This window comes from Pseudoalteromonas sp. J2K-J599 (assembly GCF_059295115.2).
In genome coordinates, this window is sequence record NZ_CM200271.1 from 811,263 (window position 1) to 836,291 (window position 25,029).

The 25,029-nt window shown below is 40.1% G+C and carries 23 protein-coding genes; 15 read left to right on the forward strand and 8 right to left on the reverse strand.

The features are described 5' to 3' along the window. The first annotated feature begins 2 nt into the window (after positions 1 to 2). Both AC5NT5_RS03665 and AC5NT5_RS03670 read left to right on the forward strand, forming a co-directional pair. Complete coding sequence (locus tag AC5NT5_RS03665) at positions 3 to 1,352, forward strand: sigma 54-interacting transcriptional regulator (protein WP_024597600.1); 1,350 nt, start codon at positions 3 to 5, stop codon at positions 1,350 to 1,352. 8 nt (positions 1,353 to 1,360) lie between these two features. Further along, on the forward strand, positions 1,361 to 1,861 hold the full coding sequence (locus AC5NT5_RS03670; RefSeq protein WP_002961636.1) for a DUF1543 domain-containing protein: 501 nt from the start codon (positions 1,361 to 1,363) through the stop codon (positions 1,859 to 1,861). 30 nt (positions 1,862 to 1,891) lie between these two features. Here AC5NT5_RS03670 and AC5NT5_RS03675 read toward each other — a convergent pair whose 3' ends face one another. Beyond that, a complete protein-coding gene (locus AC5NT5_RS03675; RefSeq protein ID WP_494513401.1) occupies positions 1,892 to 2,119 on the reverse strand; it encodes a hypothetical protein in 228 nt (75 codons plus the stop codon). Between the two features lie 132 nt (positions 2,120 to 2,251). Between AC5NT5_RS03675 and AC5NT5_RS03680 the strand changes: the two genes are divergently transcribed. Beyond that, the gene (locus tag AC5NT5_RS03680; protein WP_182692552.1) at positions 2,252 to 3,502 is read left to right on the forward strand and encodes a multifunctional CCA addition/repair protein; all 1,251 of its coding nucleotides are present in this window, start codon (positions 2,252 to 2,254) and stop codon (positions 3,500 to 3,502) included. A 5-nt stretch (positions 3,503 to 3,507) separates the two neighbouring features. Here AC5NT5_RS03680 and AC5NT5_RS03685 read toward each other — a convergent pair whose 3' ends face one another. The 3 genes from AC5NT5_RS03685 to pdsR form a co-directional block, all read right to left on the reverse strand. Beyond that, positions 3,508 to 3,672 carry a hypothetical protein gene (locus AC5NT5_RS03685; RefSeq protein ID WP_164487638.1) on the reverse strand — a complete coding sequence of 55 codons (165 nt, stop codon included), beginning with the start codon at positions 3,670 to 3,672 and terminating at the stop codon, positions 3,508 to 3,510. 281 nt (positions 3,673 to 3,953) lie between these two features. Then, positions 3,954 to 6,092: a proteobacterial dedicated sortase system histidine kinase gene (gene pdsS, locus AC5NT5_RS03690; protein WP_494513402.1), complete on the reverse strand. Its 2,139-nt coding sequence runs from the start codon at positions 6,090 to 6,092 to the stop codon at positions 3,954 to 3,956. After that, positions 6,092 to 6,781, reverse strand: a complete 690-nt coding sequence (pdsR, locus tag AC5NT5_RS03695; RefSeq protein ID WP_494513403.1) for a proteobacterial dedicated sortase system response regulator — start codon at positions 6,779 to 6,781, stop codon at positions 6,092 to 6,094. Before pdsR ends, pdsS begins: the two co-directional genes overlap by 1 nt. Before the next feature lie 204 nt (positions 6,782 to 6,985). Here pdsR and pdsO point away from each other — a divergent pair, with 204 nt between their 5' ends. From pdsO to AC5NT5_RS03710, 3 genes are read left to right on the forward strand one after another with little or no spacing between them, the layout of a single operon-like run. Next, positions 6,986 to 7,717 (forward strand): sortase-associated OmpA-like protein PdsO, encoded by a 732-nt coding sequence (gene pdsO / locus AC5NT5_RS03700; RefSeq protein ID WP_494513404.1) that lies wholly within the window; start codon positions 6,986 to 6,988, stop codon positions 7,715 to 7,717. Between the two features lie 46 nt (positions 7,718 to 7,763). Next, the gene (locus AC5NT5_RS03705) at positions 7,764 to 9,782 is read left to right on the forward strand and encodes a marine proteobacterial sortase target protein (protein ID WP_494513405.1); all 2,019 of its coding nucleotides are present in this window, start codon (positions 7,764 to 7,766) and stop codon (positions 9,780 to 9,782) included. Beyond that, complete coding sequence (locus AC5NT5_RS03710; protein WP_494513406.1) at positions 9,779 to 10,384, forward strand: class GN sortase; 606 nt, start codon at positions 9,779 to 9,781, stop codon at positions 10,382 to 10,384. Before AC5NT5_RS03705 ends, AC5NT5_RS03710 begins: the two co-directional genes overlap by 4 nt. Here AC5NT5_RS03710 and AC5NT5_RS03715 read toward each other — a convergent pair. Next, the gene (locus AC5NT5_RS03715; RefSeq protein ID WP_182672864.1) at positions 10,279 to 11,238 is read right to left on the reverse strand and encodes a DMT family transporter; all 960 of its coding nucleotides are present in this window, start codon (positions 11,236 to 11,238) and stop codon (positions 10,279 to 10,281) included. The genes AC5NT5_RS03710 and AC5NT5_RS03715 overlap by 106 nt on opposite strands. A gap of 119 nt (positions 11,239 to 11,357) precedes the next feature. Between AC5NT5_RS03715 and proB the strand changes: the two genes are divergently transcribed. The 5 genes from proB (at position 11,358) to AC5NT5_RS03740 (ending at position 15,940) form a co-directional block, all read left to right on the forward strand. Next, positions 11,358 to 12,461 (forward strand): glutamate 5-kinase, encoded by a 1,104-nt coding sequence (gene proB / locus AC5NT5_RS03720; protein ID WP_182681788.1) that lies wholly within the window; start codon positions 11,358 to 11,360, stop codon positions 12,459 to 12,461. A 101-nt stretch (positions 12,462 to 12,562) separates the two neighbouring features. After that, positions 12,563 to 13,537: a GGDEF domain-containing protein gene (locus tag AC5NT5_RS03725; protein ID WP_494513407.1), complete on the forward strand. Its 975-nt coding sequence runs from the start codon at positions 12,563 to 12,565 to the stop codon at positions 13,535 to 13,537. A gap of 56 nt (positions 13,538 to 13,593) precedes the next feature. After that, positions 13,594 to 13,953 (forward strand): glutaredoxin family protein, encoded by a 360-nt coding sequence (locus AC5NT5_RS03730; protein WP_002961611.1) that lies wholly within the window; start codon positions 13,594 to 13,596, stop codon positions 13,951 to 13,953. A gap of 39 nt (positions 13,954 to 13,992) precedes the next feature. Next, positions 13,993 to 15,477, forward strand: coding sequence for a glutamate--tRNA ligase (gltX, locus tag AC5NT5_RS03735; RefSeq protein WP_002961608.1), 1,485 nt, complete (start codon positions 13,993 to 13,995; stop codon positions 15,475 to 15,477). Between the two features lie 163 nt (positions 15,478 to 15,640). Next, on the forward strand, positions 15,641 to 15,940 hold the full coding sequence (locus AC5NT5_RS03740; RefSeq protein ID WP_494513408.1) for a 2OG-Fe(II) oxygenase: 300 nt from the start codon (positions 15,641 to 15,643) through the stop codon (positions 15,938 to 15,940). A gap of 16 nt (positions 15,941 to 15,956) precedes the next feature. Here AC5NT5_RS03740 and AC5NT5_RS03745 read toward each other — a convergent pair whose 3' ends face one another. Beyond that, positions 15,957 to 16,349: a hypothetical protein gene (locus tag AC5NT5_RS03745; protein WP_494513409.1), complete on the reverse strand. Its 393-nt coding sequence runs from the start codon at positions 16,347 to 16,349 to the stop codon at positions 15,957 to 15,959. A gap of 104 nt (positions 16,350 to 16,453) precedes the next feature. Next, a complete protein-coding gene (locus tag AC5NT5_RS03750) occupies positions 16,454 to 17,323 on the reverse strand; it encodes a CPBP family intramembrane glutamic endopeptidase (RefSeq protein WP_494513410.1) in 870 nt (289 codons plus the stop codon). A 112-nt stretch (positions 17,324 to 17,435) separates the two neighbouring features. On the opposite strand from AC5NT5_RS03750, the gene AC5NT5_RS03755 reads away from it, so the two are divergent. The 3 genes from AC5NT5_RS03755 to AC5NT5_RS03765 all read left to right on the forward strand — a co-directional run bounded on the left by AC5NT5_RS03755 (position 17,436) and on the right by AC5NT5_RS03765 (position 20,600). Beyond that, positions 17,436 to 18,137: a DUF3581 domain-containing protein gene (locus AC5NT5_RS03755; protein ID WP_494513411.1), complete on the forward strand. Its 702-nt coding sequence runs from the start codon at positions 17,436 to 17,438 to the stop codon at positions 18,135 to 18,137. A gap of 175 nt (positions 18,138 to 18,312) precedes the next feature. Beyond that, positions 18,313 to 19,560 carry a DEAD/DEAH box helicase gene (locus tag AC5NT5_RS03760; protein WP_494513412.1) on the forward strand — a complete coding sequence of 416 codons (1,248 nt, stop codon included), beginning with the start codon at positions 18,313 to 18,315 and terminating at the stop codon, positions 19,558 to 19,560. Between the two features lie 59 nt (positions 19,561 to 19,619). Then, the gene (locus tag AC5NT5_RS03765; RefSeq protein WP_494513413.1) at positions 19,620 to 20,600 is read left to right on the forward strand and encodes a sensor domain-containing diguanylate cyclase; all 981 of its coding nucleotides are present in this window, start codon (positions 19,620 to 19,622) and stop codon (positions 20,598 to 20,600) included. 259 nt (positions 20,601 to 20,859) lie between these two features. Here the strand turns inward: AC5NT5_RS03765 and AC5NT5_RS03770 are convergent, their stop codons facing one another. After that, positions 20,860 to 21,816, reverse strand: coding sequence for a methylenetetrahydrofolate reductase (locus AC5NT5_RS03770; RefSeq protein WP_188161373.1), 957 nt, complete (start codon positions 21,814 to 21,816; stop codon positions 20,860 to 20,862). Positions 21,817 to 22,066: 250 nt separating this feature from the next. Here AC5NT5_RS03770 and AC5NT5_RS03775 point away from each other — a divergent pair, with 250 nt between their 5' ends. Then, positions 22,067 to 24,949, forward strand: coding sequence for a M16 family metallopeptidase (locus tag AC5NT5_RS03775; protein WP_494513414.1), 2,883 nt, complete (start codon positions 22,067 to 22,069; stop codon positions 24,947 to 24,949). The last annotated feature ends 80 nt before the right edge of the window (positions 24,950 to 25,029 follow it).

A 25,029-nucleotide genomic window follows, 5' to 3' on the forward strand; every position in this document is an offset into this window, starting at 1 on the left:
CGATGGCCGCAACTAAAGTACAAGGTGCAAAAGTATTACTCGTAGACGACGACGCTAGCTTATTAAAACTGCTCGCTATTCGTATTGAATCAAAAGGATACGAAGTAACAACCTGCGAAAGCGGCTTAACTGCACTACAAATACTTAAAAGCCAAGTGTTTGATGCCGTTATAACCGACTTACGCATGGATGAAATGGATGGTATGGCATTGCATCGTCAGCTGCAAAGCCGCTACCCTGCATTACCTGTCATTATGATGACAGCGCACGGCTCAATTCCTGATGCCGTAGAGGCAACTAAGCAGGGCATTTTTGCATTTATAACTAAACCAGTGGATAAAGACGAGCTATTTGACAGCCTTGCAAAAGCGATAGAAATTCATGGTGTTAACGCCGATGAAGCTGCACCTAAAAGTAATATAGTTACGCGCAGTGGTGCCATGCTGCACTTGTTAGAGCAAGTAAAACTACTTGGGCCAACCCAAGTTAATGTACTTATTTCGGGGGCTAGTGGTACTGGTAAAGAATTACTCGCACAGGCGATTCACCAGCATAGCCATGTAAGCGGTGGCCCTTTTGTTGCAATTAACTGCGGCGCTGTACCAGGGGAGCTTTTAGAGTCCGAATTATTTGGTCATAAAAAAGGCTCGTTTACGGGTGCAATTAAAGATCACCAAGGTTTGTTTCAACAAGCACAGGGTGGCACGTTATTTTTAGACGAAATTGGCGATATGCCGCTTAACTTACAGGTTAAGTTACTGCGCGTATTACAAGAAAAAACAATTCGCCCAGTAGGTTTTCAAGAAGAGATAGCAATTGATGTACGCATAGTGTCGGCAACACATAAAAATCTTCCTGAAGCTATTTTAAACCAGCAATTTAGAGAAGATTTATACTATCGCTTAAACGTAGTTAATTTAAAATTACCGCCACTGTGTGAGCGCCGCGAAGATATAAGCTTATTAGCACAGCACTTTAGTGCAAGCATTGCTAAGCGCATGAACCAAACTGAAAAACACTTTGCAAGCGATGCTATGCATGCGCTTGTACGTTACGACTGGCCAGGTAATATCCGCCAATTACAAAATGTAGTAGAGCAGGTTGTAGCATTAACGCCAAGCGATGTTATTTCAGAGCATTTAGTGTTAGCTGCGCTAAATAGTAACGAAACAAACGTAGAACCATTATCACTAAACGACGCTAAAAAAGAGTTTGAGCGCGACTATGTAATTAACACTTTAAAAATGGCAGGTGGTAACGTAGCTGAAGGCGCTAAGCTTGCCAAGCGCAACCGCTCAGATTTTTATAAGTTGATTAAAAAGCATAATATTGATGTTGATAATTTAGGTTAAGGAAAAGCATGCAGTTATTTATGGTGTATTTAGGTGGCCGGATTCAAGGTTGCCACATTGAAATGCATGATATTCGTTTTGTAGTAGGGGAGAATATAGAGCAAACCTACTCAAAGTTAAAAAGCCAATGGGTAGGCGACAGAAGTAGTGTTCACATGGATAGCTACATGGCAATTAATCATATTGATGGCTTTAAAGTAGAAGTTGTTGATAGCTATGTGGAGCAAAATAAACAACTCTATTTTGTAAATTTAGGCGCTTACAGAAGTGATTCCATGGCTGAGCAACATGACTTTGCACTGTATGTTGCAAGCAGTAGCCATGAAGCTAAAGAGCGCGCTAAAAACGATTTGCTCGCAGGACTTAGTCATATTCATAAAGATGATTTACATGATGTAGACGATTGCTTTGCCATTGATTTACTCGACAGCCAGCTAAACATTAAGCTCACGCCCAGCGGTATATCGCAGCCGATAAAGCCAGATTGGTTTGGCTATCACATACTTTAAATTATAATAAGTAGCTAAAACAGAGTAGGATTAAGAGTCCAGCTCGTTTTGTTCATCCTTTTCGCTTTTAGCCGCCATTTTAAACGCCACAATAACCAACCCAAACATAGCAAACGGCAGTGCTGCCAACATGTATTCAACCACATTACTGTCTTGAAAATTTGCTTGTAGTAAAAAGTGACCCGCCACACACATCAAAATAACCACTAATAAAATGGGTAGTAACATGAGTTCTTTTTTTGATGAATGGTTTTTCATTAATTGTGAGGCTATAGCTAAAAATAATGCGCCATTGTAATGAGCTTACTTAAGCTTGGCAAATACCGCAGAATTTTTTAATTAATGATATGATTAGCGTCAAACAATTGGGCAAGTGTTATTGGGAATAAAGTGAAAAGTAACTTAAAACAAGTTTACCTCGTTGGCGGTGCAGTGCGCGACAAACTGCTAAATATAAAATCAAAAGATAACGACTATGTAGTGATTGGGGAAACACCAAAAACGATGGAATCGCTTGGTTTTGTGCCAATAGGTAGTGACTTTCCGGTTTACTTACACCCAAAAACAAAAGAAGAATATGCACTAGGGCGCACAGAGCGTAAAAGTGGCAAAGGCTATACAGGCTTTGTGGTTGATGCCAGCCCAACCGTTACGCTAGAAGAAGATTTAGCAAGGCGTGATTTAACCATAAATTCAATGGCGCTTGATGAACACGGTAATATTATTGACCCGTTTAATGGCCAAACTGACTTACAAAATAAAACACTGCGCCACACCACTGAGGCATTTGTAGAAGACCCTGTTCGAGTACTGCGTATTGCCCGTTTTTTAGCGCGCTATGGCAGTGATTGGCGTATTCACCCAAGTACCTATGCATTAATGCGCGAGCTTAAAAATAAAGGTGAGCTCAATCATTTAGTACCTGAGCGCGTGTGGCTTGAAACCGAAAAAGCACTGGGTGAAAAGCACCCTGAGCTTTATTTTGAAGCATTGCAAGGCTTGGGTATTTTTCCAGAACTTGAGCGCATGGTTAATGTACCGCAACCGGCAAACCATCATCCTGAAGGGGATGTATTCGTGCATACTATGTTGGTACTTAGGCGTGCAGCCGATTTAAATTTTAACTTGGAAGCACGTTTTGCTGCACTTACCCATGATTTTGGAAAAGCGCTTAGTTTTAAAAAATATGGAAACCTACGGGGGCATGAACGCGAAGGCGTTGCAGTTATTGAGGCGTTTTGTGAGCGCTTAAAAGTGCCTAACCGTTTTCGCGATATTGGTGTACTCACCAGTGATAATCACACCCTTTGCCATACAGTTGATCAGTTAAGGCCGCAAACCATTCACAAGCTAATAGTGACTAACTTAAATGCGTTGGTACACCCAGAACGTTTTATAGCGTTTACCCAAGCATGCCAATGCGATGCACAAGGGCGTGGTGAAACACTGGTAGATAAGCCATACCCGCAAGCAGCTAAACTGCGAGCAATTCATACTGAACTGCAAAAAATGGATAAGAAACAAGTAGTGCAAGATGCACTTAAAAATGGCAAAAAAGGCCCTGAAATAGGCGAAGAAGTAAAACTTGCAGAAATAAACTGCATTAAAGCATTTTTAGAACATGAGAAGTCCCAAGCGTAATAAAATTAGACTAAGTAGTGCGATACGCCTTGGTTTTTAGTCGCGTCGTGCTTTCTTAGCTCTTTGTAATTGGTGCTTTTTGGTTTTATCTCTTCAGGCTCAGGTTTTTTAGAGGGCCTGTATAAGTCAAAAATAAAGTCTAGTTCTTCACGCTCTAGTGATGGTTTCATGGGTATTCCTTCAATTTAATACTTTAATATGATGTAGGGTATGGTCATTCGACTGAATTAAAAGTGAATAGTTACATATGAAGTTGTACTAAATTGTAACCGGCAGGTTTTGAGGGATGAGAGGGGGTTATTTGTTAATTTATATGGAGTTAAGGTAAATTAAAGTAGCTCTTTTTTACTAAAAATATACAGCTGAATTTAACTTATTGCGTACTTACTATTTGCATATAATGCTGGGGCTATAAATATAACGGTACAAATATAACGGTATAAATACAGCCCTAACCATTAGCTAACGGCAGTGTTACGGTAAACACGACACCATTACCTTGCTCGTTGTTTTGCGCGGTTACACTGCCTTTATGGTAATCGCACACCAGCCTTACAATATAAAGCCCTAATCCCAAATGTGGCTGTTGCTGCATTTGCTGGCTACGTACCGACACCATAGAGTCAAAAATATGCTCAGTTAATCCTTCAGGTAAAGCAGGGCCTGTGTTCCTCACTGTTAATGTTGCTTTATTTTCGCTCTGCTTAAGGCTTACATTAATAGCCGTATTGGCTTTGCTGAACTCCAGCGCGTTACTAATAAGTTTATCAAGCAGCTGAGCTATAAACTCCGGTGCACCTTGCATAGGTAATTTTCTTTGGCATACATCAAGCGTAAATAACTGGTTTGGGTAAGTAAGCTGATAGCCTTGCATACAGCCATTTATTACTTTTTGTAAATCAAAAGGCTCAGACTCGTTGCTTTGAATACTCTGCTCAAGGCGGGTGGCTTCGCTCATGGTGGTTATTATTTTACCTAAGCGTTCAACGCCTTCACTGGCGCGGTCGAGGTATTTTTGACTCAGCTCGTTTTGTGGCAAGCTTTGCAAGTTTTCGAGTGATGAGCGCACTACTGCAACTGGCGTGCGCAGCTCATGCGACAACCGTGACGACATATTTTCTAAGTAATCGGTATAGCCGCCAAGTCGGCTTACAATATTTGAAAAACTACGAGACAGATCGCCAATTTCATCGTTAGCATCGCTGTAATTAATACTGCCGGTAACACGCCCTTGTGCATCAATTGCTTGCTCAGCTGTATCGCGCAGTCGCCTAATTCGGTTTGATATACGTGAGGCAAAAAAGAACAAGGTGACAGTACCAATTAGCATCACAGCTAAAATAACGTTAAACAGTTTTTCGAGCGATTTGTTACGCAGCGTACGTACACCGTTTGTGGTTTCCTCTGCTATTACCGCGCCAATTACTTGGTCTTGAATCCAAATAGGGTAAGCGGCCGATAAAATAACGGCTTTACTGTCAGGAGTTAAGCGCCAAGACGATGCTGGTTGTCCTTTTAATGCTTTCGCTAAATGTGTGCCCTGCATAGAAGCTACATCGTGCAGGGTATCTAAAAACTCATTTTCGGGGCGCGTTAATACTTTATAGTAAATTGGGTGTAAGTAATTTTGCTCAAAGCGTTGCCACCAAGTTTCAGGTGCTTTATTAGCAAGTCCATCAGCCCATACGCCATCTGCATTTTGAATAGTACCCGATTGGGCAAGTACACGATGATGGTTATCAACCACCCAAATGCGGCTACCGCTGTGGCCCATACCTTTTAAAATACGGCTAATTTCTGGGGAAGGGACTAATACCGAGCCTAAATCGTTTGGGTTATTTAAGTTTGAGGTCGACATTATTTTAGGCTCTAGCAATGTCTCTTTACTATCAATGTCAACAATAGCAAAGCCAAGCTTGTTGCCCAGCATGCTAATTGGAAAGCGCAGCTCTACGTTATAACCTGATTCGGTACTTTCAAAATAGCCCTGAATTTTTGTAAAAGGGGCTTTGTTATTTGCATCAAACGCATTAACCCAGCCGTCTTGGCGTGGCGCAATAATGTAAGTATTAAACTGGCCGTTAGGCGTTTTTAGGCCAATTTGTAAATAATCGTTATTGGTAATACTTAAGCTATTTTTAGCGCGAAAAATAAGAGTATTGTCGGTGACTTTAAATACGGCGTATAAGTAGTTATCAAATTTTCCCACCATATGATCAAACGATAAGTCACGGGCTTGATGTTTGTTATCTGTTTTTTGTAAGTAGCGTTTATCGTAATGCCAAAATAGCGGTTGATAGCTGTCCCAATCGTTAAGTTTACCGTCGAGCTGAATAGGGTTTTTAAGATTATAAGCGTATAAATCGCGGCCTTTTACTACTTGGTCTAAAAAGTTGGTTTGCTCGTCAAATAATGCGGGGCGCTCATGTAATGCTGTAGCAAGTGCTCGAGTGGTGCCTACGAGAGTTTTTTCTTGGCCTTGGCGTAAAAACTTTTCCATTTCCCATACGTACTCGTAGCCAAGCCACGGTAGCAAAAACAAAAAACATGAAAGTAATATAAATTTACTGCGCAGACCAAATCGTAGCATTAGTGTTGTTCCCACCGATAGCCCATGCCATACACGGTATCTATGCAATCGAAGGAGCTGTCGAGTGCTATAAACTTTTTACGAATACGTTTTACGTGTGAAGTAATGGTGCTGTCGTCTACATAAATTTTTGCATCGCTCATTAATTCGTTACGGCTTTTAACATGGCCTGGTCGCTGGGCGAGTGAATGCAGCATCCAAAATTCGGTTACGGTTAAATCAACTAATTGTTGCTGCCAAAATACCTGCATACGTTGCGTGTCGAGCGTTAACTGCCCGCGTGTTATGAGGGCGTTTGCATCAGCGGGTTGTTCAAGTGCTTCCATTCGGCGAAACAGCGCCCCAATACGTGCAGCCAAGTGAGCCAAGCTAATGTCTTTTGTTAGGTAGTCGTCGGCGCCCATGCGTAGGCCGCATACGGTATCTATTTCGCTATCGCGGGCGGTTAAAAAAATAATAGGCAGCGTTTTAGAAAGCGAACGCAATGTTTGGCACAGTAAAAAACCACCATCTATTTCATGGCCTAAGCCAATATCAACAATGGCTAAATCGGGCAGGGCATTTTTAAATGCAGCTTCAGCGCTGGCGCGATTTTCAAAGCCACTGACTTGGTAGCCCTGTGCGCTCAGCATTTCTATGTAGTTTTCGCGGATTGCGGGTTCATCTTCAACGATGGCTATTTTTTTCATTTTAATCATTATCCTATCGGCTCTGTTGTGCACTATATCGAAGTTTTTAAGCTAAGTAAGGTTAAAAAGGCAATTGCCATTTTTTTGCCACAATTGCTCAGCAGTTTGCCATTTTTGCTCCCCTTTGCTGCCACTTGAGCTTGTTTTAATACACCCATCAAAACAAAACATCACAAATTAAAAAGTAAGTTTAAGGATCAAATCATGAAGAAGACATTAATTGCGTTAACACTCGTTGCTAGTTTTTGTACTCCAGCAATTGCCTCAACATCTAACACGCCATCAAAAGAAGCCCATAAAGAAACGGCTATTGGGCTAGGTGCAGGCGCTATTATTGGCGGCGTAGTGGGCGGGCCAATTGGTGCGTTTATTGTGGCATTTGCCGGTGGTTTAATAGGTGATTCAAAAGTAGCTGATAACAAAATTGCAGAGCAAGAGCGTGCAATTACGGTCATGAAAGAAAAAACCAACGATTACCAACACGTGCTTAACCACAACAATATGTTAGAGCAGCAGTTAGAAGTACTTGCCAATCAAAATGAGCAGTTAACTCAAGTTCAAATTAATAACTTATTGGCGATGACGGTGCAATTTAAAACAGGTTCAAGTGTTATTGCCCCGCATTTTGCATTGCAGTTAGACCAACTAGTTACCTTGTTAAACAACCAACCACAACTCGCACTTGATTTAAGTGGCTTTGCCGATCAGCGCGGCGATGAGCAAGCCAACCTTTTACTTTCTAAAGCGCGAGTAAATGCCGTGCAAAGCTATTTAATAAAACACGGTGTGAGCCACAAACGTTTAAGCACGCAGGCATTTGGCGAGCAGCAAACATTGGCTAACAGCGACACGGTGGAAGATAACTTTTTTGATAGACGCGTAACGCTTACCACTCGCTCAATGAGCCCAGCAAATGGCCAAACGGCGAGTAACTAAATCTAACTGAATCTAAGTAAAGCAAAGCGTTCGATGGAGTGATTTTATGTTGAGTAAACCGACCAAAATGCTTACTAAAGTAAGCATTTTTATATTCATAGCGATTGTGCTGTTAGCGAGCTTTAAAAGCCATGCGCAATCACCTAAGTTAGAGCTTTTTGATGGTAATGGTGCGCCAGCAGGCCCAGCAATAATATTAAAAAGCGGCGCCAATATGACCTTAACTGGCCTAATTAATCATGTTGTAGTTACGCAAACCTATCAAAACGAAAACCCGTTTGCAGTTAACGCGCGCTACGTTTTTCCATTGCCAGATGAAAGCGCCGTGCACGCCATGACAATGCGTATAGGTGAGCGAGTTATTAAAGGCCAAATTGATAAAAAGGTAGAGGCCGAAAAAAAATACGAGGAAGCTAAAAAAGCAGGCAAGCAAGCGGCCCTAGTACGCCAACAACGTGCGAATATGTTTATTACGAATGTGGCTAATATTGGCCCCGGTGAGCAAGTGATTATTGAGCTTGAGTATCAAGAAATAATTGACTACAGCAGCGGTACATTCGCTATTAGATTTCCTACTACCATTACACCGCGTTATCACGCGATTAGTGGTGAGGTTGAGGTTAGTACTCAAAATCAAGCGCACGTTAACTCACTCCCAACGGGATGGTTAAGCCCTGTTTACAGCATTAAAAGCAGTACTCAAAATGATAACGTACCAAGCAGCCAATTTACCTTAAACATTGATATAGATGTAGGCTTAGAGCTGGTGGATATCAGTTCTAAATTTCATAATGTTGATGTACAAAACACCGCGTTTGGACAATATAAAATAGCATTAAATGAGACAAATGCAGTTAATCGCGACTTTTTACTAGAGTTTAAACCGCTGCAAAAAGATCAAGCTCAGGCCGCATTTTTTACTCAGCAGTTTGAAAATGGTGACCGATACGGGCTTGCTATGCTTATGCCACCAGGGGATCACTTTACACAAACTCAGCGATTACCTCGCGAAATGGTATTTGTAGTTGATACGTCTGGCTCTATGCACGGGCAATCTATGGAGCAAGCTAAAAAAGCGTTGTTTTATGCACTTTCATTACTTGATAGCGACGACAGCTTTAACATTATTGGTTTTGACAACATAGTGACTCCAATGAGCGATAAACCACTTATAGCCAGTGACTTTAATTTACGCCGTGCAGAGCGATTTATTTATAGCCTAGAAGCAGACGGTGGCACTGAAATACAAGGTGCGCTTAATGCCGTACTAGATGGCAGCGAGTTTGATGGTTTTGTACGCCAAGTTGTATTTTTAACTGATGGCAGCGTAAGTAATGAAGACGCATTGTTTAAAAACATTCAAAGTAAGTTAGGCGATAGCCGCTTATTTACAGTGGGTATTGGCAGCGCACCGAATAGCTTTTTTATGCGCCGAGCGGCAGATATAGGTAAAGGCTCATTTACTTTTATAGGCAGCACAAGCGAGGTGCAACCTAAAATGCAGCAGTTGTTTGATAAGCTTGCACATCCGGCTATTACTAACTTGGCGCTAAGCGATGAAAGCGGTAACAGCTTAGATTTTTGGCCATCACCACTACCTGATTTATATTTTGGTGAGCCTATCATGGTCGCTATAAAACTTAATAATGCTAAAAATTTGGTACTTTCTGGGCAAACAGCACAAGGGCCTTTAAGTATTAAATTAAGCACACAAAATAGCTCAAACGCTCAAGGTATAGCAAAACTGTGGGCGCGCCAAAAAATCAAGTCATTACTTTTATACAACGAGCAAAGTGTGGTTAAAGATGAAGTACAGGAGCTTGCGCTTACTCATCAATTACTTAGCCCGTTTACTGCTTTTATAGCGATTGAACAAACTCAAATAAAAGAAGTGGCAGAGCAAACGGCGCAAGCTACTAATGCAGTACCACAAGGTATGGCAATGCGTTTACCGCAAACCGATGGGCAAAGCAGGTTACATATATTACTAGGCTGTATTTTATTATTGGGATTTGGCGCCCTTAAAATAAACCGATCATTTAAGTTAAGCAGGGCACGTAAATGAAAAAGTGGCTAAGCGTGGGCTTACTAATAGCTGGGCTTGGATTATTTGGTCACGGCGCTTATATGCAGGCAAAAGCGTGGCTTGCTCAAGTATTAATTGAGCAAGCATGGCAAGAGGCACTTAAATCACCCGACACTAAAGTAAAACCGTGGTATTACGCCGACAGCTACGTGACTGCAAAGCTTGATTGGCCAAGCCATAATAAAACATTAAGTGTATTGGCTGGAGCGAGTGGTCGTAATTTAGCGTTTGCGCCAAGCCAATTTTTACCTGCAGGGGAGCTGGGCGGAAAAGAATTTGGAAACGAAAAAGGCGCGCTAATAGCAGGGCATAACGACACCCACTTTGCATTTTTACAACACGCAAAAGTGGGGGAGGCGTTTACTTTGCAACTGCAAAGTGGGGTGATTCAAAATTATAAGGTAACGGGGATTGAGGTTATTCATCAATCCCAAAACTCATTTTTACAAACACCTGGGCTGTATTTGCTTACCTGTTACCCTTTTGATTCGCTTGCCTCGGGTACTGATTTAAGGTTGCTTGTATCTGCGCAAATGTCTTCGCCCGATTCACTAAGCGGTATATCAACCACGAGTTCTTGATGGCGCTGGCTTATCATTACGCCAATAAATACCACAAATATGCTCAGCCATTGCCAAACGTTGAGCACTTCGCCCAAAATAATAGCTGACAAAATAAGTGTAAAAATAGGAATTAAATTAGAGTACGCAGCAGCGGTTAATACTGATACTTTGCTAATTGCATAGTTGTACATGCCGTAGCCGCCAAGGGTTACACACGAACCTAAATACAAAATGCTCATGAGCGCAGTTAAGTCGTGTTGGTTTTCGCTTGGTAGGTCGATAAAAAATAAAAACGGCGCAAAAAACAAGCTGCCGCTAATACCTTGCAACGCAATTAAAGTCAGGGGTGAGTAGCGATTAGCTAAATGTTTAATACTTACGGTATAAAATGCAGCGCACACCATCGCCATAAGCTCTAAAAAGTTACCTAGTAACGGATTAGGTGCTTGGTCGGTACTTGGTGAAAGAAGCGTAAGTAAAATACTGCCGCCAATACACAGCGTAAAACCGACAACAATGGCTTTGCTTATATGCTCTTTAAGTAATACAAAGGCAAGCAACGCAATAATAATAGGTAAGCAAGAGACAATAACACCGGCCTGCGAGGCTGATGTGTATTCCATTGCATGGCCTTCAAATAAAAAGTATAAGCAAGGCTCAGCAAGCGACATACCCACTAAATACTTCCAGTCACCTTTTAAATACTCAAACCGAATAACGTAGCGCCATAAACAAAGCGACAAAACTAACGTGGTGAGCATGCGTAAAAATATCACCAATGCAGGGTCGTAAATAGCAATGGCGTATTTGAGCGCAATAAAAGAGCTGCCCCATAAAAAGGTGGCAATAATTAAACATAAACTGGCAGGCATAGAGAGTAATTTACTTAATTTAATAAAATCAGATCCTAGCATGAAAATTTTTAACTTGTTCAAAAATACCGAGCTGGTATAAATTAATTCATCTTTAATTAATCAATAGTAAAAAGCACATGCAAAGGGAACAGGTAATAGTTGTAAAGCTTGGTACAAGCGTACTAACTGGCGGCACCGATAAGCTAGACAAAGCACATATGGTTGAATTAGTACGCCAATGCTGCGAGCTTAAAAAGCAAGGCCACCAGGTTATTTTAGTATCGAGCGGCGCGGTAGCTGCTGGGCGCGAACAACTATTAAAACCCTGTGGCAGAAGCTTAATTGATAAACAAATGCTTGCTGCAATTGGACAAGGTCAACTTATTCATATTTGGCAGAGCTTGTTTGCTTTATATGGGGTAAATGTAGGGCAAATGCTGCTTACTCGCGCTGATGTAGACGACAGAGAGCGCTACCTTAATGCCCGCGATACACTCAATGCGTTATTAAATTACGACGTTGTGCCCATCATTAACGAAAATGACGCAGTCGCTACCAGTGAAATAAAAGTAGGCGACAACGATAATTTATCGGCACTTGTCGCTATTTTGGCTAATGCTAATAAATTATTGCTACTTACCGATCAAGAAGGGTTATTTACCAGCGATCCGCGCACCAATGCCGATGCTACCCTCATTGGTGAAGTAACACATATAAACGATGAGCTGCGCCAACTTGCTGGTGGCAGTGGAACAAACTTAGGTACTGGCGGCATGGCAACCAAATTACAAGCAGCCGACATCGCAAGGCGTGCAGGCGTTGAAGTTATTATTGCTAAAGGCGCAGGTAAAAACGTTATTTTAAAATGCATGAGTGACGAGTTACCTGGTACACGCTTTTTAAAACTCACCGCCCCAAAAGATGGCCGTAAAAAATGGCTACTAGCGGGGCCTAAAAGCACCGGCCAAATTGTTATAGATACAGGTGCTATTAGTGCCCTTCAAAATAAAGGTGCAAGCTTACTTGCTAAAGGCGTTACTAATGCATTTGGACGTTTTGAAAGAGGCGATTTAATTGATTTAATAGATACTAAAAATCAAGTAATTGCGCGTGGCTTAACGCGTTTTAGCAGTACCGAGGTAAATAAAATTAAAGGCGCACACTCAAATCAAATAGGTGAGTTACTTGAATACGATAGTGGTGCAGAAGTATTGCATCGCGACGACTTAGTATTACTTTAATACCTATTCTAAAGGATTAGTTAATAAGTATTACCTCATAACTTAGTAAATTCATGAGTATTGTCTAGACTAATATAAGTTTAATTAGTTTAGGCAGTGTAATGAAGGCAAATAAGTGTGGGCACGAATGGATTATTAAGCTTACCCAGCAAGAGGAAGAAAATGATTTAGATAGCGCATTAATACAAATAATTAGCGACTTGCTCGAAGTTGATAATTTTGCCATTTACGTCAATAAAAATTTTTCTGCCCCCATACCCCCTACTCTTATTAATCCAAATAGTAATTTAGAGCAATTAAGCCCAGATGAAGCATCATTATTATTACAAAAGGTCACTCAAAATAAAATTAGGGTGAGCTATGCCTTTAGTAGTACTACAAGTTACGTGCCTATTTATCATTTTGGAAAAGTAGTCGGCACTTTATTAATAGAAACCGAGCAAGAATTACCAGAACGAACAACTATGTTAGCTGTGCATATTTTAAATATTTATGCTAATCAGCTTGGGCTATTATATAAGTCGCGGTTAGATCCACTTACAGAGCTTTTAAATAGGCAAACATTTGATAAAAAAGTAATTGAGATTGTATCGGGTAACGGTTTTTTGTTACCAAGAAATGATAACAATAAAGAGCGACGTTGGTATTTAGCTATTGCCGATATCGACAACTTTAAAAATATTAATGATAACTACGGGCATGTAATTGGCGATGAGGTTATTTTACTTGTTGCACGGCTACTAAAAAATAATTTTAGAATAGAAGACTATGTATTTAGGTATGGCGGTGAAGAATTTGCAATGTTATTTCAAACAAAAACAGAGGCTGATGCACATGTTGCACTTAACCGGTTACGCCTTAATGTTGCCCAATACCCCTTTCCACAAATTGGCCAATTAACCATTAGCATTGGTTTTTTAGAGTTAGTGAGTATTGATACTGTATCGAGTATTGTAAATCAGGCTGATTTAGCGCTTTACTACTCTAAAAATACTGGCCGTAATAGAGTTACCTCCTACAGTGAATTAGAAGTTAATAACGAACCAAAGATAGATAACAGTATTGAGCTTTTTTGATTGTAAATTTGTGCTAAAATCTGGCTCCTTAAATTGTTGTAAGCAGAGCACAGAACATGAAATTAGTTCGTTGGTTTTTAGGTTGTATAATCTTATTCTTTAATTTTGTATTTACTCCTCGCAGTAAAAAGCGTGCAAGCGACGAGCAAGCACAGCTTGATCAGCAAACCTCACAATTTAAACTGTACCAATTTAAAGCATGCCCGTTTTGTGTAAAAGTACGCCGCGCTATTAAGCGCGAAGGCTTAAACATAGAAACGCGTGATGCAAAAAATAATGAGCAATATCGTCAAGAGCTTCTTGAGCAAGGCGGCAAAGTTAAAGTGCCTTGCCTGCGTATAGAGAAAAATGGCCAAGTACAATGGCTGTATGAATCAAACGATATTATTGCTTACTTAAACAAAGTAGCTGCATAAACCACTTTTATTATCTCACTTATTTAAAGAGAATTTACCATGACAATTCGCACCCGTGTTGCCCCGTCGCCAACTGGTGACCCGCATCTTGGCACCGCTTATATCGCCTTATTTAACTACTGTTTTGCTAAACAACAAGGCGGTGAATTTGTACTTCGTATAGAAGATACAGACCAAGTACGTAGCACGCCAGAGTCTGAACTTGCGATTATGGATAGCTTACGCTGGTTAGGGCTTGAGTGGGATCATGGTCCTGATGTGGGTGGCGAATTTGGTCCTTACCGTCAATCTGAGCGTAGCGATTTATATAAAAAATACGCGCATCAATTAGTTGACGATGGTAAAGCGTTTTACTGCTTTGCAACAAGCGAAGAGCTTGATCAAATGCGTGAAGAGCAAATGGCAGAAGGATTGCGCCCTAAATACGACGGTCGTGGTTTAAACCATACAGATGAAGAAATTAAAGCAAACTTAGCTGCAGGCAAACCTTACGTTATACGTATGAAAATCCCAAGCGAAGGCACATTTAAGTTTAACGACTACCTACGAGATGAAATTGAGATCCCGTGGGAAAACGTAGACATGCAAGTGCTTTTAAAAGCGGATGGTTTCCCAACGTACTTTTTAGCGAACGTAGTTGATGACCACCATATGCAAATTAGTCATATTTTCCGTGGCGAAGAGTGGATTAACTCAGCACCTAAGTTATTAAAACTTTACGAAGATTTTGGTTGGGAAGCGCCGGTACTTGGTCATTTACCATTACTACGTAACCCAGATAAATCAAAGCTATCTAAGCGTAAAAATCCAACGTCTATTAACTACTATAAAGAAATGGGTTACCTACCAGAAGCCGTGCTTAACTACTTAGGTCGTATGGGTTGGTCAATGCCAGATGAGCGTGAAAAGTTCACACTTAATGAAATGATTGAAAACTTTGACATGAAGCGCGTATCGCTTGGTGGCCCAGTATTCGACGTGGATAAATTAAGCTGGTTAAACGGCATGTGGATCCGCGAAAATCTAACCGACGAGCAATTAATTCAGCGCTTTGTTGATTGGAAGTTTAACGGTGAAATGTTAGCTAAAGTTTTACCTGAGGCTAAAACGCGTATTAATACCCTTTCGGATATGGTTGAGCTGGCAGGGCACTTTGTAGGTGGTATTCCAACTTACGACCCTGCGCTATTAACAGCTGGTAAAGCAGACGAAAACGTAATACGCCAAGCACTACAGTTTTTTGTATGGCAGCTAGAAGGCTTACGTAGCTTTGATAAGCCCGCTATTTTTGCAATTGCAAAAGAAGTGGCTACATTCCACGAGCTTAAAATTAAAGACTTTTTAGAGCCAATTTTTGTTGCAATTACAGGCAAAACATCAAGTACGTCGGTGCTTGATGCAATGGAGATATTAGGCTCTGACTTATCACGTGCTCGTTTACGTGTAGCGCTTGCTCATTTAGGTATTTCTAAAAAGCAGGCTAAAAATATAGAGCGTGCGTACCGCGAATACCCAAGTGCATAATTGCTAAACAATGTACTTTTAAAAGCCGAGCTTAGTAAAATAAGTTCGGCTTTTTTGTTTCAGGCTGTTTGGCTATATGCCATCGCGTTTTGATATTGTTTAGCCTAAGTATTCATAATTTACTAAATGCTACAATAAGGCATATAAACTCATAGGAGGCAGTATGATTGCAACCGTTAAAAACAAAGCTATTTTTAGCAGTAATACATTCTCGATAAACCTTGTTACTTACCCAACCAATCATAGCGTAATGAACCATATTGACCCTGTGCAGCAAGGGCGCTATTACAAGCTTAATTTTGTATTAGAGAAACCTAAAGCGGGTGGTGTATTTAAATGCTCAAAATACATTATAAATTTATTTAATCGCGTGTATTTGTTCAGACCCGATAAGTACGAACACAGCGTATCTAAAATCGAGTCTGGAAAGCGCGTACTACTGAGCTTTGCGCTTAATATATAATTTGCACTTTTGCTTATTAATAGTCGTAGGCCTGTCCGGTGCATAAAACAGATAGGTCGCAGTACGATACAGAGGTTTCACTACAGGAATTAATAGTAAAAGCATTCCCGCCTCTGCGCATAGCATCAGCTTTAAGTAAATCAATCGCGTTTGATTTAGAGCGATTGTAACTTACATTATTGCTGCCCATACCGTCGCCATCACAACTTCCACCTTCTATTCGGCCTAAAAGTGTTGCGCCACTTTCGTGTGCTTCTTGGTCGCTATAAAATTGCTGTAAATCTCTTTTATTAACGTAGGTGCCAATTTCTTGAGATAAAATACCGTTGTCTATATCTGTATGATAAGTCATGCCTGAACAACCAGTTATTGTGGCCAGCACTGTTATTGCCATTATAAAACGTAGCATACTTATTAGTCCCTTAATTTATTATTTGAAATAGTAAATTACTAACAAAATTAAATGCGGGCAATGTTTACTACTAAGTAAATTGTTAGCATTTGTAAATGTATTTAGATTTTACTGAGCATAGGGTAAGTAAACCAAAAGAAGTGGCAAAGATTAACTAACCAATGGCATAAAATAGCCCACGCTAAGCGCTGCGTTTTATAAAAAATATAGCTATATCCTAAGCCTGCAATAAATGAGACCAATACATAGTTAAATCCTCCAGCAAAATGCGCCAAAGCAAACACTGCAGCTGTCATTATTGGGGCAAGTAGCGCTAGGCGAGTAGATGTGATTATTTGACTAAGTTTGGTTTGTAATAAACCTCGAAATAAAGCTTCCTCAGCTACACAGGTAAATAAAAGATTAATAGCAATAAAGGCTAACCAAAAGTTGGGCACTTTTGGGTTAAAGCTTACAAGTCCAAGTGTTAAAGCCGCAGTGAGCGAAGCTAAAACAGTAGTAATAACTATTAAAATGGGTTGTTTAACGTTTAATGGGCCTGCTTTATTAGAGTCTGCTTTTAAAGCTTTTTTATTCGAATAAAAGTAAGCACAAAGGAATAACCCAGCCATAGCTTTATCAAAATTAGCATAAAGGGTAAAAGCAATCGCATCGCTTGTAATACGCTCATCTATAACAATAGGGAGGTTATTAAAACCAGGCACCCAATGAAGTGCTAATGCCAGTGAGGAAATTATAAAAACAGTACCTAAAATAGCGCGTATTATTGCCCGCTTTGCATTTAGTGCGCAGTAGTATAAAACAACGTAAAGCCCAGTGCTGAGCAGAGCATACAAATTTATATAACCTTGAAAATACCCACTTACTACACTTAAAGCCATTAAGTAGTGCCAAAGGGGTTGCCGCATTATTGATATTTTGCAGTACGGAAAAACACATATGATTGATAGTGCTAATAAATAAAAGGCCATTGTTTTTTATTACTCTGTTTTATTTAGCCATTAATCTAACAGATTCGACCTCTCAATATTTTTTTTCTGGTAATATAGATAGGTTATAAGCAGTTTAAGCAGTGAACAAACTATGTTAAGTCCTTTTTTTCAGCAGCATGCTGATTATGTTTCTATCTCTCGTGAGCAGGGTTCTCGCTTCGCTAAATGCGTTGCTGACGATTACAATCCACTTCATGACAAAGATGCCAAAAAGTTTTGCGCGCCAGGAGACTTACTTTTTTCATTGGTACTAGACCGCTACGGTATTAGTGAACAAATGGAATTTACTTTTGCCGGTATGGTTGATGAAAACACCAAACTTCATTTCCCTGAGGGAGCCGATGAGTTTGATGTAACCAATGGCGAAAAAGTCATTTTAAAGGTAAAGCGCAGCGGTAAAACCAGCCAATGCCCAGCACTAACTAATAGTCTAATAAAAAATTATGTTGAGTTTTCTGGTACTACCTTTCCGCATGTAATTATCCCATTAATGGGCAAGCAAGAGGTAATGATAAACCCTGCTCGTCCGATGATAATTTACGAATCAATGCTTATTAATCTTGATAATCTTGATATAACAGCGCCAATACTTGAATTTGCAGAGCCAAGCTTTGAGTACACTGGTAAGCGCGGAAAAATTACACTACGTTTTAACCTGTTAGAAAACGGCGTTAAAGTGGGTAGTGGTGAAAAGCACATGGTAGTTTCGGGTATTCGCGAATACTGCCAAGCAACAGTTGACGATTTAATAGCGTTTTACAACGAACGTAAAGCAACACTAAAGCCAGCTTAAAGCTACATAAAATTATAAAAGGCGCTAAATACAACTGTTATTTAGCGCCTTTTTTATTGGTTTTAAGAGTACAGCTAGATTAGCCGAGGGATTAAATACTTTTCTGGACTGGTTAATTTACGCAGTACAGTAATATGCGTACAATAGCGCTCTTTGTTATTTTAAAGCTAAGCCTATGTCTGCCACTACGTTCTCATCACTTAATCTCGACCCGTTATTATTAACAGCGATTGAGCAAAATAATTACACTCAACCTACCGCAATTCAGATTAAAACTATTCCGCCTATTCTAGCTGGAAGTGATGTAATGGGCAGCGCGCAAACAGGTACGGGTAAAACCGCCGCCTTTGTTTTACCTCTATTACATAAGCTTTTAAATACCCCTAAAAAAGATGAGCAAGGCCTTGCCCGCGTTGTAATTTTAACGCCAACACGAGAGCTTGCTCAGCAAGTATTTGCCAGCTTTGAAAAGTACGCACAAGGCACTAATATCAATGGTGCTTTAGCCTATGGTGGTGCAAGTATTGGCCCTCAAATTAAAGCACTTAAAACAGCACAAGTTATAGTGGCCACACCAGGGCGTTTGCTTGATCATATAGTTAAAGGCAGTGTGGTACTTTCAAGCGTAGACTCTTTAGTGTTTGACGAAGCCGACCGCATGCTTGATATGGGCTTTATTGATGAAATTAGACGTATATTGCGACATATACCGGGCGATCGCCAAACTTTACTCTTTTCAGCTACGTTTGATGACAGCGTGTTTGAACTCAGTAAAAAACTACTAAAAAACCCAGAACTAATTGAAGTTGATAAACGTAACTCAGCTGCGGTTGAAGTAGAGCAAGTTATTTACGCTGTAGATGAAGACCGTAAGCGCGAACTTGTATCGCACATGATTGGCATGAAAAACTGGCGCCAAGTGCTTATTTTTACTCGCACAAAACAAATGGCTGATAAGCTCGCTAAAGAAATGTGTAAAGATGGGTTAAAAACCGAATCAATCCATGGCGATAAATCGCAAGGCGCACGTGACCGTGCATTGCAAAACTTTAAAGAGGGTATTACACGCGTACTTGTTGCAACCGACGTCGCTGCGCGTGGTTTAGATATTTCTACACTTAGATACGTAATTAATTTTGAACTGCCTTACATTGCCGAAGATTACGTGCACCGTATTGGCCGTACAGGTCGTGCTGGTGAACAAGGACTTGCTATGTCATTGGTAAGTCTTGATGAGCAATGGCTGCTAGAAGAAATTGAAGTATTACTCGATACGCGTTTAACGCCGCAGTGGTTAGAAGGTTACGAGCCTGACTTAAATAAAAAGCCCAAAGATAATCGTAAAAATACTAATAAATCTCGAAAAGATCGCGATAAAAAACGCATTACGGGTAAAAGAGAGCCAAGTAGACGCCGTAAATAATAGCTTTTACTTTACTTTTTTGCCTATACTGGAGCTATTAAATAGCCGAGGTAAAGTTAATGTTTGAAACTGATAAATGGGCATTCTCTGGTGTTGATGGCCAAATATCTTTGCATAAATGGCAAAAAACAATGGACCTTATCACGGGGCTTTTTTCAGCCCCGTCTGGTTATATAGTTCAGGCAACAAGCAAAGGCTATCGCGTTGTTATTAGAAATAACGAAGGTGGCTCAAGCTTTGAAACCAACCCGATACTTCCTCCTCAAACACCTCTTTTTTGTCGGCACGTCGCTGAAACTAATAATATTTTATATGTTAATGATGCAAGCAATAACGATGCATGGAACACCCTCCCAGAAGTAGTTGAGGACGGTGTTGAATCCTACTTAGGCTTACCTATTCATTGGCCAGAAGGTGAAGTATTTGGCACGCTATGCTTAAAAGACACTAAAATAACTAGCTATACCGATGAATACTTTGAGCTCATAGAGCAACTACGCGATTTAATTGAAGACGACCTAGCGCTTGTGTATAGCTATGAGCAAATGCGCGAAATAGCCATGTTAGACTCATTAACGAGTATTTATAATCGCCGAGCACTTAACTTACTAGCTCAGCAAAAGCTTAATTTAGCACTGCGTTTGGGCTTCGACGTATGTTGCTTGTTTATTGATATAAACGACTTTAAAAAATTAAACGACACCTGCGGACATGAAGTGGGCGACAAAGCCTTAATTATATTGGCAGATACGCTAAAAAAACATTTAAGAGATGCCGATATAGTAGGGCGTTTAGGTGGTGATGAGTTTGTTGCAGTAATGCAATTAAGCGATAAAAGTAAAATTAGCTACATCATGGATAAAATATCCTCTGAGTATTCAAAAGCTTTACTCAAAGAAGAGGTTTGCGATTTATCGCTCAGCATAGGTTATAGTTTTACTAATAAACAAAAGCAGCCCTTTGAAGCGCTATTAAATGATGCAGACCACGCAATGTATAAAAATAAACAAGCGTATAGGCTCGCTAAAAAAGCAAAATAATAAAAGGAAGTTCGTCATGACTCATGCCTCAAAAACTTGGCTAGTTTTTTCTGCGATAGGTTTTATTTTTGGTGTTATGTGCTCCTCTATGGGGTTTGCCTTAAAAAGGCTTGAGAGTAATAACCAAAAATAGCTTCAATGAATAGCTTAAGCTGCAAATTTTTACTTGTACTTCTTAATTTATTTTTCAAAGTACGGACATAAAAAAGCAAGCCATGAGGCTTGCCAAGAAGGGTGTTAATTAGCTCTTACCTAGCCTTTAAGCTATTAGCTTTTCAGCAAGGTTTAATTCCATAATAGCTTTTAATAAACGGTATAAGTTAATTGATGCATCAATTTCTTCTTTACGGTTTGTTAAGCTTTCAATATTTAAGCCCAGCGGTACATCTAAATGCGCACAGCTTTTAAGTATTAAGTCGAGGTTTTCGCGGCAAATACGGACCGATTCGCTTAATGTATTGTCTGCATCAAGCATGCGCCATTTTGTTGCCTCTGGCACTGAGATACCCAACCATTGCATAAACTCTAAGGTTTTTTCGCCGCCGCACGGGGTAAACGTTAATATAATACGTTGAGGTGTAATACCCTGTGCTTTACATGTACGTGCGTAGCTAGTAATTAGCTCTATGGTAGCTTGTGCATCGTAAACAGCTTGCGATATAAAAAACTGACAACCTTGTGCTGTTTTTTCTATTAATCGTTCGTGCTCATTTTGTTTACTTGAATGGCGCTCGGCAATCGTAACGCCACCTAAAAAGAAATCATCTGATTGCTCAGCCATCGCTTTATAAGCATCTGGCAAGCTTAGCTTTATATCGCCTATCGATGATGGGCTACCTACTAAAACAACATTTTGTAAATCGTAGTCGTTTTTAGTTTCACTTAGCCAATCTTTAAATTCGCCTACACCACGCTGCGCCACACTTTTATAAGTAATTACATCTTGTGCAGATAAATTACGAAGTAAATGGCTGTATTCACGCGGATCAACGGTTTGTTTAAACGCAAATGGGCGGTCTTGGTTAGTTCGGCTGCTTTCGTCTTGAATGTCGTAAATTATCACGCCGTCGTATTCAATTTCGTGTAAGCGACCTAATAGCTTTTCTGCAATGGTTTTTAATTGCGCTTTATCGGTGCCAATTTTAGGCGGGGTAGTACCAATAAGATAAACACCTTGATTGGTGTCCACTATCTTCTCTTTTAGTGATAAAGCCATAATCCTCATTCCAGCTAAGTTTGTTTTGATGGATTTAATATAGCAGCCATTTAGACGTCTAGATAGATTTATTTAATGAAAGTTTTTCAATTAACATGATGTTTATTCATAGTGCTTGTTCCCATAATTTATAATTGACACAGTTGTTTACATAATAAATTCCCTTGGGGCTCTTATATTTATTGGCTATGGGGCATAATTAAAGAGTTAAATCTGACAACAAATTTGCTCAATTTAAAAAGGGACAACAATGAAATTTAAATTATTAGCAACCAGCTTAGCGGTATCGCTGGCGTTAACAGGTTGCGCCATGCAACAAAACCAAAGCACGCAAACAACAGCACAACAAGAACAAGTAAATAAAGCTGATGACCGTGTTTTTTCACAAGATTACTTAATTGAAGAGCTAGAAAACGGCTTGCGTGTCATGGTTGTTAAAACCGATTACCCTGATGTCGTGTCGCTGCAAATTCCGGTATCGGTTGGATCTCGTAACGAAGTTGAAGAGGGCAAAACAGGCTTTGCTCACTTTTTTGAACACATGATGTTTAAAGGCTCAAAAAAATACCCTGAAGATGTGTACTCAGACATATTAAAAAATTCAGGTGTTGATAACCGCGCTTATACAACAAACGATTACACAAATTACCATTTAAACTTTTCAAAGCAGCATCTTGATAAAGTACTTGAGCTTGAAGCTGATATTTTTCAAAACTTAACCTACACCGAAGAGCAATTTAGAACAGAAGCACAAACGGTAAAAGGTGAGTACTTAAAAAACAACGCGAGCCCAATTCGTAAATTATTAAGCGCTGTACGCGAAGAAGCGTTTGATAAGCACACGTATAAACACACCACTATGGGCTTTTTTAAAGACATAGAAGCCATGCCTGATCAAATGGCCTATGGTAAAGAGTTTTTTGCTAAGTTTTATAAGCCTGAGTATGTGTCACTTGTCATCGTGGGCGATGTAGACCCACAAGCAACAATGGCAATGGTTAAAAAGCATTGGGGCAGCTGGGAAAAGGGTAACTATGTTGCTGACATTAAAGCAGAACCTGTTCAACAAGCACCAAAATATTTGCACCAGCAAGATGAAGCGCTACCAGGGCATTGGTTACTTGTATCGTACAAAGGCGCTGCGTGGGAGCCTGCTAAAAAAGACAGAGCGGCACTCGATTTAATCTCACAGCTTTATTTTTCAAATAATTCAGATTTATATCAAGAGCTAGTGGTCGACAAACAAATTGCCAGCCAAATGTTTACCTATAACCCAGAGACTAAAGATCCGGGTTTATTACACGTATTTGTTAAAGTAGAAAACGCAGACGATTTAGCCACTGCGCGCGATGCCATTAATCGAACTTATGCAAAAGCACGCACTGAGCTTGTTGATGAGCAAAAGCTCAGTGATTTAAAATCGAATCTTAAATACAGCTTTATTAATGGCTTAGATTCGTCGCAAGCGATTGCATCAACCCTTGCCAGCTACATGCATTTTGAGCGCGATCCTGAGGTTATAAACCAGCTGTATAAATCGGCAGATAACATCACCAGCGCAGATATTAAAGCCGTTGCTAATAAATACTTTACTGATAAGGCACGTACCACATTAACAATGTCGGCACTTGATAAAGCCCCAGGTTTTGAGCAAGAAGTTAATTTAAATGCGCTTACTGCAAAGCTTGAACAAGCACCTGCGAAGCCTGCATTTAAAGTACTTGATAAAACCAATAGCTCGCCGTTAATCGATGTTAACTTTTTATTCAATACCGGCGCGGCTGCCGACCCTCAAGGCAAAAAAGGTGTTGCTGCGCTCACTGCGGCTATGCTTGCACAAGGTGGCTCAGAGGCGACAAGCTATAAAGATATTCAAAAAGCACTTTATCCGCTTGCAGGTAGCTTTGGTTATCAAATAGATAAAGAAATGCTGTCGTTTCAAGGGCGTATTCATAAAGACAATGCAGCGCAGTGGTATTCACTTGTGAGCGATCAATTATTAAACCCAGGCTTTAGAGACGATGACTTTAAACGCCTTAAAAAAGAAATGATCGATGGTATTAAATCAGGCTTAAAAGCATCTAACGATGAAGAGCTAGGCAAAGAAGTGCTATACAGTGCACTTTACAAAAATCACCCTTACGAAAGTTACAACTACGGTGATATTTCGGATTTAGAAGCGTTGACGCTAGATGATGTTAAAGCGTTTTATAACAGCGAGCTTACGCAATCTAAACTCACGGTTGGCTTAATTGGGGCTGTGCCTGCAAACCTTAAAGCTAAAATGATGAGCGATTTTGCAACGCTACCAAAGGGTGAGCAAAGCCGTTTAAGTATTCCTGATGCGCCAGCGCTTAAAGGTCATCATGCAACTATTGTAGAAAAGTCAGCGCAATCGACAGCGGTATCGTTTGGTTTCCCTATTGATACAATTAGAAGTAGCGAAGACTGGACAGCCCTTTGGCTTGTGCGTTCGTACTTTGGTGAGCACCGTAGTTCTAACAGCTTTTTATATGAGCGCATTCGTGAAACTCGCGGCATGAACTATGGCGATTACGCATATATTGAATACTTTCCACGTGGTATGTTTCAAACCAAGCCAGATGCAAACCTAGGGCGCTCAGAGCAAATATTTCAAGTGTGGTTACGCCCACTTCGCTCTAATAACGATGCGCACTTTGCAACACGTACCGCCTTGTTTGAGCTAGATAAGCTAATTAAAAATGGTATGAGCGAAGATGACTTTGAAGCTACGCGTAATTTTTTAATTAACTTTGTGCCGCAAATGGTTGCAAGTCAAAATCGCCAATTAGGTTACGCGCTTGATAGCGAATTTTACAACACTGATAACTTTGTAAGTTACGTAACTAATAAACTTAAAACGCTAACGCTTGCTGATGTTAATCGCGTTATTAAAGAAAACTTACAAACAGACAATGTTCACTATGTATTTATTACTGGTGACGGCGCTGATATGCAAAAACGTTTAGCATCGCAGCAAACCTCACCAATGGTTTACAACACTAATAAACCTGCTGAGTTGGTTGCTGAGGATAAAGTGATTGCTGATTATAAACTGGCAATTCCTGCAAAAAATATTGAAGTGATGAAAGTCGATAAAGTATTTCAATAATTTAAGTGTTTTTAAACTATCTTTAAATGTATAAAAAATGCCCCAGTGCTTAAAGCTCTGGGGCATTTTATATTAATACT